Below are 10,022 nucleotides of genomic sequence, written 5' to 3'. Positions count from 1 at the left end.
GCCGCGGCTGTCGTTGCCGGCGCGGCGGCGCGGCGGCGGGTCCGGCCCGGTTCCGGCCGGCCAGCCGAGCTGGCCGGGCCGGGGGAGGGATCGCTGCCCGAGCCGGGAGACGACGATCTCGTGCCGCTGGTCGGGGGGGAGCCGACCACCGTGGTCGCTTCGGACGGCGTGCCGTTGCACGTCGAGGTCGTCGGGGATCCCGGTGCCGCGCTCACCCTCGTCTTCATCCACGGCTTCTGCGTCAGCCTCGACTTCTGGACGTTCCAACGTCGAGAGCTCGCCGAATGCGGCCGGCTGGTGTTCTACGACCAGCGGGCCCACGGCCTGTCCGGCGCATCGGACGTCGCGGCGTGCACGATCGAGCAGCTCGGTGATGATCTGTATCAGGTGCTGGCCGAGGTGGTGCCGACTGGACCGGTGATCCTCGTCGGGCACTCGATGGGCGGAATGACGATTCTCGCGTTGGCCGACGCGCACGCGGAGCTGTTCGGCGGCCGGATCGTCGGGGTCGGGCTCGTGTCGACCAGCGCGGGCAGCCTGGCCACGGTCACCTTCGGCCTGCCGGTGGCGGCGACGAAGATGCTGCGCACCGCGCTGCCCGGTCTCGCGGTCGGTATGCGGTACGCCCCCACGCTGCTGGAGCGGGGCCGCCGCCATGGCAGTCAGGTAGCGTGGGCCGCGACCCGTCGGATCGGCTTCGGCTCGGCCGCGGTCGGGCCGCCGCTGGTGTCCTTCCTGGAGAAGATGGTGGCCGCGACGCCGCTGCACGTGATGGCAGCCTTCCTGCCAGCGCTGATCAACCACGACAAGATCGCTGCCGCGGCGGCGTTGGTGACGACCCCGACGCTGATCCTCGTCGGTGACGCTGACGTCATGACCCCGTTGGAGCACAGCCGGACGCTGAGCGAACTCCTCCCCGAGGCGGACCTGGTGGTGCTGGCGGGGGCTGGGCACGCCGTCACCCTGGAGCGCCCCAACGAGGTCAACGAGGCACTGCGCGCGCTGGTGAACCGGGCGACGGCCCGGCCGCGAGGCCTGCCGCGCCCGCCGGGAGCCCGCACCCAGGCCGCGCCCGCCCGCCATGACCGCGGCCCGGAGGACCTCCGGACCCGGACATCGTGACCGGCCCGCCCGAGCCTGTCGCCTTCCTCGCCCGAAGCGACGGAGAGGCCTGGCTGGTCGAGGCTCCGACAGCGCGGTCCATGCGTGCTGTCGGCCGTCGGCTGGCCGGCGGGCTGCGCGCCGGAGACCTCGTGATACTCGCCGGGCCGCTCGGCGCTGGCAAGACGGTCCTCGTCCAGGGCATCGCCGCCGGGCTGGGTGTCACCGGGGCGGTCACCTCGCCGACCTTCGTGATCGCCCGGGTGCACGATGACGGCCGGGTGCCCCTGGTGCATGTGGACGCCTACCGGCTGGGTGCGGTCGTCGAGGTCGAGGACATCGACCTCGACGCCGAGATCGAGACGTCCGTGACGGTCGTCGAGTGGGGCTCGGGACTGGTGGAGGGCTTGGCCAGCACGTATCTGCGGGTCGAGATCGAGCGGCCGCCCGAAGCCGTGCCGGGACTCGGCGCTGGCGCCGAGGACTGTGGCGACGGGGGCGTCCGCGTCGTCCGGATGGCTGGCAGCGACGGTGAATGGTCAACCCGCCTGCGGTCGTTGTGGGCGGCGGCCGGGGAATAGCTCGGTCACCGACCGCAACAGCCGCGGGCTGGAATTGTTTGATCATGCGATTTGATCGGCGCGACCACTAGGCTGTCAGGCGTGCTGCTTCTCGCTGTTGACACGGCGACACCCGCCTGTTCGGTCGCTCTCGCGGACGTCGAATGGGCCGAGCCGGTCGCCGGCACGGGCGTTGTGCGGGTGACCCGCAGGGCGGCACGTCAGGTCGTGGATCCACGTAGGCACGCGGAGTTGCTGGTACCGCTGGTCCGGGAGGCTCTGGACGAGGCGTCGGCATGCCCTGCCGATCTCGACGCGCTGGTGGTGGGCCTCGGGCCGGGGCCGTTCACGAGTCTGCGGGTCGGCGTGGTGACCGCGGCCGCCTTCGCGGACGCTCTCGGCCGGCCCGCCTACGGTGTGTGCTCGTTGGACGGCATCGGCGCCGACACGTCGGGCAGGGTGGCCGTGACGACCGACGCGCGGCGCCGGGAGGTGTACTGGGCGGTGTACGACAATGGTGAGCGGGTGGCCGGGCCGTCCGTGGGCCGACCGGGGAGCGTTGTCGAGGAGTTGCGGGAGATGGCGGTCCGCCGGGTGGCCGGACCGGGTGCGCAGCTGTACCCGGACGTTTTCGCCAGCCTCGGGGAGCCGGTGGAGCCGGCGACCGGCCCGGGGTATCCGTCCCCGGTCACCCTCGCCCGCCTGGCCGGCGCGAGCGTTCTGGCCGGCCGCCCGCCCGCGCCGCTCGTCCCGCTGTACCTGCGCCGGCCGGACGCGGCCGAACCGCGCCCGCCGAAAGCGGTGGCTGTGTGACCGGCCAGCTGACGATCAGGACAGACACGGTGACCGAGGATTCGCCGGCACCTGGGCGTGGCGAGGTGGCGCTTGTGCGCCTGCGCTGGTGGCATCTCGATGAGATTGTCGAGCTGGAACGGGACATCTTCGCCGAGGACGCCTGGACGGCCGAGCTGTTCTGGTCGGAGCTGGCACAGGGACTGGCGCGGCACTATCTGGCCGCTGTGCGCGGCGGGCGAGTCGTCGGTTACGGCGGGCTTGCCGTCCACGACGGCGAGTCCTACGTGCAGACTCTCGGCGTCACCGCGGACTCCCGCGGCAACGGGGTGGGCACCCGGCTGCTGGCCGCTCTGCTGCGCCATGCCCGGATGTGCGGTGCGCGCCGTTGTGACCTGGAGGTACGGACCGACAACAGCACGGCCCGAACTCTTTACCACCGGTTCGGCTTCGTCGATCTCGGCCTGCGCAGGGGCTACTACCAGCCGTCGGGAGCCGACGCCTACGTGATGTCGGCCCGTCACATAGACACCCGTGACTACGGCGAGATGCTTGACGCGGTGGAGTCGACGGTGTCCCGGTGAGCGGGGTCCGCGCCGGCCACGTCCCGCCGGCGCGGAGTGACGGGCCGTCGGTGCGGGGTGACGCGCCGTTGGTACTGGGTATTGAGACCTCGTGCGACGAGACCGGAGTGGGCCTGGTCCGGGGCGGGCTTCTGCTCGCGGACACCCTCGCGTCATCCGTGGACGAGCACGCGCGTTACGGCGGGGTGATTCCGGAGATCGCCGCCCGTGCGCACGTCGAGGCGATGGTGCCGGCTGTCGACCGGGCGCTGTCCCAGGCGGGGCTGCGCCATCGTGACGTGGACGCGATCGCGGTCACCGCTGGTCCGGGCCTGGCCGGGGCGCTGCTCGTCGGAGTGGCCGCGGCCAAGGCATACGCGTTCGCGCTCGGCGTCCCTCTTTACGGGGTCCATCATCTGGCCGCGCATGTCGCGGTGGACACCCTTGAGCATGGGCCATTGCCCGGCCCGTCCATGGCGTTGCTGGTCTCCGGCGGGCATTCCTCCCTGCTGCTGGTGCCGGACCTCGCCACGGGCGCGGTGATCCCGCTCGGGGCCACGGTCGACGATGCCGCGGGCGAGGCATACGACAAGGTTGCCCGGCTGCTCGGGATGCCGTTCCCCGGCGGGCCGCCCATTGACCAGGCGGCTCGTGACGGGAGCCCCACGATCGCGTTCCCGCGCGCGAAGGCGGGCGACGGTACGTTCGACTTCTCCTTCAGCGGGCTGAAGACCGCGGTGGCCCGGTGGCTGGAAGCGCGCAACCGGGCGGGTGAGCCGATACCCGTCGCGGCTGTCGCCGCGTCGTTCCAGGAGGCTGTTGTGGATGTGCTGACGGCCAAGTCCGTCGCGGCCTGCCGGTCGCACGGGGTCGACACCCTGGTGATCGGTGGGGGAGTGGCGGCGAACAGCAGACTGCGGTCGCTCGCGGCGGCGCGCTGTGCGGCCGCTGGTATCACCTTGCGGGTGCCCCGGCCTGGATTGTGTACCGACAACGGCGCGATGGTCGCCGCGCTGGGCTCCCTTCAGGCCGCCGCCGGTGTCACCCCGTCCTTGCTGGACATGTCCGCTTCCTCGACCCTTTCGCTGGAGCGGCCCTGAAGCCTGCCAGGCGCGAGCGGGACTGTGATCGTGCGCTCTGTGGCCAGGCCTTATTGCGTGCCGGTACCTCGTTGGTCCCGCCTTGCCCACCGTGGTCGAAGATGTGGGTGTGGTTGATGTGACGCGCATGTGGGAGGCCCATGCGGCCGATGGCTGCCTGGAGGACCTCCTGGCCTGGTTGGACCAGGCGCTGGGAGATGCTCCGGCGGAGGTCTACCGCGGTGCCGGCGGCAATGGTGACGTGGTGGTCGTCCTGCTTCATCCGCATGGCGGCGAACTATCGGTGGGTAAACCATCGGCCGCTGCCGCCGGGTCTGTTCTCGATGGTGTTCCGCCGAGCTTTCTCGCGCGTTCCGCGCGGGCGTGGGACTTCGTGCGCGTATCGTCACGCGGACCGAATACCGATGACCAGGAGGGGGCCTGATGAAAAGAAGCGTTGTCACCGGAGGTGCGGGTTTTCTGGGATCACACCTGTGCGAGCGGCTGTTGACCGAGGGCCATGAGGTCCTTTGCCTGGACAACTTCGTCACGGGGACCCCGGTGAACGTCGCTCATCTTGCGGACCGCGAGTGCTTCCGATTGATCCGCTGTGATGTGACGGATTACGTCCATGTTCCTGGTCCGGTCGACTACGTGCTGCACTTCGCGTCGCCGGCAAGCCCGATCGACTATCTGAATCTGCCGATCCACACCTTGAAGGTGGGCTCGATCGGTACGCTGCACGCCCTTGGCCTGGCCAAGGAAAAAGGCGCGCGTTTCATACTGGCGTCGACCTCGGAGGTCTATGGTGACCCGCAGGTCCATCCGCAGCCGGAGAACTACTGGGGCCATGTCAACCCGGTAGGTCCGCGGGGTGTGTACGATGAGGCGAAGCGGTTCGGCGAGGCGCTCACCATGGCCTACCGCCGGAGCCACGGTGTGGATACCGGAATCGTCCGGATTTTCAATACCCACGGGCCGCGGATGCGCCCTAACGACGGCCGTGCGATCCCCGCCTTCGCGACCCAGGCGCTGCGCGGCGAACCGATGACGGTGGCGGGTGACGGCAGTCAGACCCGGTCGATCATCTACGTCGATGATCTGGTCGAGGGAATCGTGCGGATGATGTTTTCTGGTCATCCTGGTCCGATGAATATCGGGAACCCGTATGAGCTGTCGATCATCGAGCTCGCCGAGCTCGTCCGTGAAGTCGCCAAGAGTGAATCGAAGATCTCATTCATTCCGCGGCCGGAGGATGACCCGACGATCCGGCAGCCGGACATATCGCTGGCCCGCGAGGTTCTCGACTGGGAACCAGTTGTCGACCTGCGGACCGGTCTCGACACCACGGTCTCCTGGTTTCGGGAGCATCCCGACGTCCTGCACCGGGACTGACGCGATCCACCGGGACTGGCGCGGCGTCGTTGTGGGAGCGGGGGCTACGAGGGGTATCGGCCGGGCGGGCCGAGCCCGGCCCGCTGTGGCCGGCCCGGCCGCCCGTGGCCGCGACCGGGCCCGGCGGGTTGGCCGGCGCCTTGCGCCTGGGCTCGCTTGACAGTTCTGGCTGTGTTGGTTGACGTGGGCGAGGCGGGTGCTAAGTTGGCACTCGGCACACGAGAGTGCCAGCGACAACAGGCGCCTGTTCACCCGCGACGGCAGGCCGCCAGGGTCGCTCTCTCATCCAGCGCAGGAAGGGGGAGGTCGATCGTGACGACCGCCACCAAGGTTGCAATCAAGCCACTTGAAGATCGCATTGTCGTCCAGCCGTCAGATGCCGAGCAGACCACCGCGTCAGGTATTGTGATCCCGGATACGGCCAAGGAGAAGCCGCAGGAGGGCACTGTGCTCGCGGTCGGGCCGGGCCGGTTCGAGGATGGCAAGCGGGTTCCGCTCGACGTCAAGGTCGGCGATGTCGTTCTGTACAGCAAGTACGGCGGTACCGAGGTGAAGTACGCCGGCGAGGAGTACTTGGTTCTCTCCGCCCGCGACGTGCTGGCGATCATCGAGAAGTAGGTCTGTCGCCAGCAGGATCCAAGGGCGTGTTTCGCCGTTCTGGATGGCATTCGTCCGGATCGGCGGAGCACGCCTGATCGCCGTTAGGGCGTGCCTCTCGAATCCCGCTCGCAGCACCCCACCCGCATGCTCCGCGTCCGCGTGGGTTCCTGCTCCCGGAGTCCATCGAGCGATTTCCAGGAGGCACGCCCAGAGCCTGTCTGATGGGTATTGGTCGATGCGCGATGATTCAGAAGGCGGTCCGCACGGTGGCGGAGGAGCCGATAGCGGTGTCCTGCCGGTGACGACGAGCCGGGGTCCCCGTGCGGCGCGACCTCTTCTGGGCATCGAGGGCAGGGCTCCGCACGGGCGCGAAGCGTTCGGGCGGGGGCGAAGCGATCGAAGATCGATCAGACAGGCCCACGGGCCAGACATGCCCTGAGTCGGTTCGGGAGGACCACGTATGCCCAAGATTCTGACATTCAGCGAGGACGCTCGCCATGCGCTTGAGCATGGCGTGAACGCTCTCGCGGACGCTGTGAAGGTGACGATCGGCCCGCGTGGCCGCAACGTCGTCATCGACAAGTCCTATGGCGCGCCGACGATCACCAACGACGGGGTGACGATCGCGCGCGAGGTGGAGCTGGACAACCCGAACGAAAACCTTGGCGCCCAGCTCGTCAAGGAGGTCGCCACCAAGACCAACGACGTCGCTGGCGACGGCACCACGACCGCGACCGTGCTCGCTCAGGCGATGGTGCGCAGCGGTCTGCGCCAGGTCGTGGCCGGGACGCCGCCGGTGTCGCTCAAAGCGGGTATCGAGGCCGCGGTCGTGGCCGTCTCCAACGCCCTGCTGGAGCAGGCCCTGGAGGTGGACTCGAAGGAGGTCATCGCGCACGTCGCGGCTATCTCCGCCCAGGACGCGAAGGTCGGCGAGCTCATCGCCGAGGCGATGGACCGGATCGGCAAGGACGGTGTGATCACCGTCGAGGAGAGCCAGGCTCTCGGTCTGGAGCTCGAGCTCACCGAGGGGATGCAGTTCGACAAGGGATACATCTCCCCGTACTTCGTCACCGACCCCGAGCGCATGGAGGCCGTCCTCGAGGACGCCTATGTGCTGCTGCATCCGGGCAAGATCAGCGCGCTGAGCGACGTCCTTCCGCTGCTGGAGAAGGTCGTGGAGGCACGGAAGCCGCTGTTGATCATTGCTGAGGACGTCGAGGGGGAAGCGCTGTCGACTCTTGTCGTCAACGCGATCCGCAAGACCTTCCAGGTAGTGGCGATCAAGGCGCCGGGCTTTGGCGATCGCCGTAAGGCGATGTTGCAGGACATCGCCATCCTCACCGGGGGGCAGGTCGTCGCTGCCGAGGTTGGCCTTAAGATCGATTCGGTCGGGCTCGCCGAGCTCGGCCGGGCGCGCCGGATCGTCGTCGACAAGGACACTACGACCATCATCGACGGCGCTGGTGACGAGACGAGCCTCGCCGACCGGGTACGTCAGCTCCGCGGGGAGATCGAGGCCAGCGACTCGGACTGGGATCGCGAAAAGCTCCAGGAGCGGGTGGCCAAGCTCGCCGGTGGCGTCGCCGTGATCAGGGTCGGGGCGTCCACCGAGGTTGAGCTGAAGGAGAAGAAGCACCGTCTGGAGGACGCCGTGTCCGCCACCCGCGCCGCGGTGGAGGAGGGCATCGTGGCTGGCGGTGGGTCGGCGCTTATACACGCGGGTGCGGTACTCGACGGCGGTCTCGGGCGCACCGGCGACGAACTGGCCGGCGTGCAGATCGTTCATGACGCGCTGAGTGCCCCGCTGACCTGGATCGCGAACAATGCCGGTCAGGAAGGCGGGGTGATCGTCGCGCGGGTGAAGGAGCAGCCCGTCGGGAGCGGCTTCAACGCGGCTCGGGGCGAGTTCACCGACCTGATCGCGGACGGCGTGGTCGACCCGGTGAAGGTGACCCGCTCGGCCGTTGCCAACGCCGCGTCCATCGCCGCCTTGTTGCTCACGACCGAAAGCCTGGTCACGGAGAAGCCGGCCAAACCCGCCGCTGACGCCGGGCACGGTCATGACCACGGCCATTCGCACGGCGCCGGGTTCTGAGCTGTCAGGACCATCCTGCTTGCCAGGATCGGGATCCTGACGCGGATTCCCCAAAGCCCGGTAGGACGTTCGGCGTCCTACCGGGCTTTCTCGCGCTTCCCGTCGATTTCACCGAGCGTTGTGTTCACACGTCGCGGGTGACCCGATCCATGCGATGGATCCGTCCGGGTATGTCCGGGCAGAACGCCCGCGTCCGGTCGCCCCAAAGATCATCGGTGCGCCACCACACTCTCGCCCTAACAGGCCGGAGCCAGGCCGGGGCGTGACGGGTTGTGCCGCGCCGCGCCGCGGCGCGTCCGGCCGGTCAGGATGCCTTCTCGTTCGGACTCGCTCAGCCCGCCCCACACCCCGTAGGGCTCGCGGGCGTGCAGCGCGTGCTCGGCGCATGCCTGGATCACGGGACACCGTGCGCAGACGGCCTTCGCGGCGGCTTCACGCGCCGCGCGGGCCGGGCCCCGCTCGCCTTCCGGGTGGAAGAAGAGCTCCGTGCTCTCTCCACGGCATGCACCGTGAAGCTGCCATTCCCACTTCTCGGCACCGGGGCCTGGAAGTCGTCGGACGTCGGTCATCGGTCTGAGCCCCCCTCTCAACCATGGGCGGCTGGCGCCGCAGCTACACCGTAGTGCCGCGCCATATGTTGTTCAACACAGAGAATCATTCGGCGCGTGGTCGGTCGGAGCCGGTTCGTCGCCAAGTTGTGGGTACGGTCGCCGAGAGCCACCATGAGCGCTGTGACCCCCTCCCCGGAGCCGGCGGAGCGCAACCCGCGGTACACGGTCGCGGCGGTTGCCCGGCGGCTGGGCGTCGCGCCCGCAACCCTTCGCACGTGGAACCGTCGATACGGGCTCGGTCCAGCCGACCATGTCTCCGGTACCCGCCGCAGGTACGGTCCACACGACCTGGCCCGCTTGGAGTTCATGTGCCGGCTGACACAGGACGGGATCGCGCCCGCCGAAGCGGCCAGAATCGCCAGGACCACACTCGTCGATGATCTACCGGAATCGCGCTGGCCGCGATCGGCTCCGGGAATTGATGATCGACCGTATGGCGCCGGACCCGGACCGTCCGCGGGCGGAGCTGGCTGCGGGCAACCGGGCCAGGCGGGTAGCGGTGAGCACGCCGGGGCCGTGACCTCGGCGGACGATGATTGTGGTGGCCTCGACGAACCGGCGGTCGCGGACCTGGCCGGGGCACGGGGATCAGGCGGCCGGGTGCTGCGGCTGGCGGATGCCGGCGTCGCGGCCCGTGGACTTGCTCGTGCGGCGATGGCGCTCGACTCGTCGGCGGTGACCCGTATTCTGGCCCATGCCGTCGCGGCTGATGGGGTTGTCGCCGCCTGGCAGGAGCTTGTGTGCCCGGTACTGGTCGCCGTGGGCAGGCGATGGGAACAACGTGGCGACGCCGTCGATGTCGAACATCTGCTCAGTGACTGCGTGGCGGCGGTGTTCCGCCGGGCCGCGGATCGTGAGGTCGACGGTCATAGCCGACCGGTGTTGCTTGCGTGTGCTCCGGCCGAGCAGCACAACCTCGCGCTGACCGCACTCGCCGCGGGCCTTGCTGAGCGGGGGGCGAGCGTTCGCGTACTCGGCGCCGCGGTGCCGATCGCCGCGTTGCGCAATGCGATCGTCCGCGTTGGGCCGGTAGCTGTCTTCCTGTGGTCGCAGCGTCGGACGTCCGCGGATGTGCAGGTGTTGACTGGCTTACCGGTGACCCGGCCGCCGACATCGATCGTTGTCGGCGGCTCAGGCTGGCAGCGAGCGACTCTTCCGGGGCGCGTCCGTCATGCGGGATCCCTGCGCGAAGCCCTCGACCTTCTCACCGGAGCCCCGCTCCAGGG

11 protein-coding genes are annotated in these 10,022 nt (G+C 69.3%); 10 read left to right on the top strand and 1 reads right to left on the bottom strand.

Annotation, left to right across the window (positions count from 1 at the left end):
• The 9 genes from MJ785_RS03990 to groL all read left to right on the top strand — a co-directional run.
• On the top strand, window positions 1-1,122 hold a 1,122-nt coding region (locus MJ785_RS03990), incomplete at its 5' end, for an alpha/beta fold hydrolase (RefSeq protein WP_370652864.1).
• An 80-nt stretch (window positions 1,123-1,202) separates the two neighbouring features.
• Window positions 1,203-1,682: a tRNA (adenosine(37)-N6)-threonylcarbamoyltransferase complex ATPase subunit type 1 TsaE gene (gene tsaE, locus MJ785_RS03985; protein ID WP_239312472.1), complete on the top strand. Its 480-nt coding sequence runs from the start codon at window positions 1,203-1,205 to the stop codon at window positions 1,680-1,682.
• An 81-nt stretch (window positions 1,683-1,763) separates the two neighbouring features.
• A complete protein-coding gene (tsaB, locus tag MJ785_RS03980; RefSeq protein WP_239380055.1) occupies window positions 1,764-2,474 on the top strand; it encodes a tRNA (adenosine(37)-N6)-threonylcarbamoyltransferase complex dimerization subunit type 1 TsaB in 711 nt (236 codons plus the stop codon).
• Window positions 2,471-3,037, top strand: coding sequence for a ribosomal protein S18-alanine N-acetyltransferase (gene rimI, locus MJ785_RS03975; protein WP_239347978.1), 567 nt, complete (start codon window positions 2,471-2,473; stop codon window positions 3,035-3,037). The genes tsaB and rimI overlap by 4 nt, the downstream gene beginning before the upstream one ends.
• Before the next feature lie 50 nt (window positions 3,038-3,087).
• Window positions 3,088-4,116, top strand: coding sequence for a tRNA (adenosine(37)-N6)-threonylcarbamoyltransferase complex transferase subunit TsaD (gene tsaD / locus MJ785_RS03970; protein WP_239347986.1), 1,029 nt, complete (start codon window positions 3,088-3,090; stop codon window positions 4,114-4,116).
• A gap of 109 nt (window positions 4,117-4,225) precedes the next feature.
• Entirely contained in the window at window positions 4,226-4,540 is a 315-nt protein-coding gene (locus MJ785_RS03965) for a hypothetical protein (RefSeq protein WP_239347977.1), read from the top strand.
• Window positions 4,540-5,490 carry a UDP-glucuronic acid decarboxylase family protein gene (locus MJ785_RS03960; RefSeq protein ID WP_239380054.1) on the top strand — a complete coding sequence of 317 codons (951 nt, stop codon included), beginning with the start codon at window positions 4,540-4,542 and terminating at the stop codon, window positions 5,488-5,490. Before MJ785_RS03965 ends, MJ785_RS03960 begins: the two co-directional genes overlap by 1 nt.
• Window positions 5,491-5,799: 309 nt before the next feature.
• On the top strand, window positions 5,800-6,108 hold the full coding sequence (groES, locus tag MJ785_RS03955) for a co-chaperone GroES (protein ID WP_043604033.1): 309 nt from the start codon (window positions 5,800-5,802) through the stop codon (window positions 6,106-6,108).
• Between the two features lie 442 nt (window positions 6,109-6,550).
• Window positions 6,551-8,185 (top strand): chaperonin GroEL, encoded by a 1,635-nt coding sequence (gene groL / locus MJ785_RS03950; RefSeq protein WP_239380053.1) that lies wholly within the window; start codon window positions 6,551-6,553, stop codon window positions 8,183-8,185.
• Between the two features lie 236 nt (window positions 8,186-8,421).
• On the opposite strand, the gene MJ785_RS03945 is transcribed toward groL, so the two are convergent.
• Window positions 8,422-8,754, bottom strand: a complete 333-nt coding sequence (locus MJ785_RS03945) for a WhiB family transcriptional regulator (protein WP_239312986.1) — start codon at window positions 8,752-8,754, stop codon at window positions 8,422-8,424.
• A 153-nt stretch (window positions 8,755-8,907) separates the two neighbouring features.
• Here MJ785_RS03945 and MJ785_RS03940 point away from each other — a divergent pair.
• The coding region (locus tag MJ785_RS03940; protein ID WP_239380052.1) for a MerR family transcriptional regulator at window positions 8,908-10,022 on the top strand (1,115 nt) is incomplete at its 3' end.

The sequence above is a fragment of the Protofrankia sp. CiT1 genome (assembly GCF_917627335.1).
Lineage (GTDB): Bacteria > Actinomycetota > Actinomycetes > Frankiales > Frankiaceae > Protofrankia.
The sequence above is the reverse complement of the archived record's forward strand: the minus strand, read 5'-3'. Positions and strand labels throughout refer to the sequence as shown.

What these genes read in the sequence shown, in the direction of transcription:
- MJ785_RS03960 (WP_239380054.1), top strand. Translation starts at nt 4,540, where the DNA reads ATGAAAAGAAGCGTTGTCACCGGAGGTGCGGGTTTTCTGGGATCACAC.
- MJ785_RS03945 (WP_239312986.1), bottom strand. Translation starts at nt 8,754, where the DNA reads ATGACCGACGTCCGACGACTTCCAGGCCCCGGTGCCGAGAAGTGGGAA.
- groL (WP_239380053.1), top strand. Translation starts at nt 6,551, where the DNA reads ATGCCCAAGATTCTGACATTCAGCGAGGACGCTCGCCATGCGCTTGAG.
- tsaE (WP_239312472.1), top strand. Translation starts at nt 1,203, where the DNA reads ATGCGTGCTGTCGGCCGTCGGCTGGCCGGCGGGCTGCGCGCCGGAGAC.